Origin of the sequence: Stenotrophomonas maltophilia group sp. Smal12, assembly GCF_037079935.1 — a bacterium.
GTDB lineage: Bacteria > Pseudomonadota > Gammaproteobacteria > Xanthomonadales > Xanthomonadaceae > Stenotrophomonas > Stenotrophomonas sepilia.
On sequence record NZ_JBAWUK010000143.1, the window covers coordinates 1 to 509 of the forward strand.

The 509-nt window shown below is 55.6% G+C and carries 2 protein-coding genes; one reads left to right on the forward strand and one right to left on the reverse strand.

Translation table 11 applies throughout. The features are described 5' to 3' along the window. Nucleotides 1–99 (forward strand): zinc finger domain-containing protein (locus WDC87_RS21980; RefSeq protein WP_336331354.1); only part of this gene is annotated, 99 nt, incomplete at its 5' end. Nucleotides 100–126: 27 nt separating this feature from the next. Here WDC87_RS21980 and coaD read toward each other — a convergent pair. Then, nucleotides 127–509 (reverse strand): pantetheine-phosphate adenylyltransferase (gene coaD, locus WDC87_RS21985; protein ID WP_336331353.1); only part of this gene is annotated, 383 nt, incomplete at its 5' end.

Genomic DNA, 509 nt, shown 5'->3' on the forward strand with positions numbered 1-509 from the left:
GGGCGCAAAGGCGAGCCGTGTCGGGTATGCGGTACGCCGATAGTCGCAACGAAACACGCACAGCGTGCGACGTTCTATTGCCGTCACTGTCAGAAGTAAAACGCCAGGCCCGGCAAGGAAGGAATCTTATTTCAACTTATCCATTAGCGCCTGATGCACATTGTCCGGCAGAAAGTGGGTCACATCGCCCTGATGGCGTGCCACTTCTTTGACCAGCGACGATGAAATAAACGACCACTCTTTGGACGGCATCAGGAAAACGCTTTCCAGTTGCGGCATCAGATGGCGATTCATATGCGCCAACTGCATTTCATATTCAAAATCCGCCACCGCGCGCAGACCACGAATCAGGATATTCGCCTGACTGTCGCGGGCGAAATTGGCCATCAGGTCGCTAAAGCCCACCACCTCTACGTTACCCAGGTGTGCGGTCGCTTTTTGCGCCAGCGCCACACGTTCGTCCAGGGTGAACATGGGTTTCTTACCGGGGCTGGCGGCGATGGCCAGAA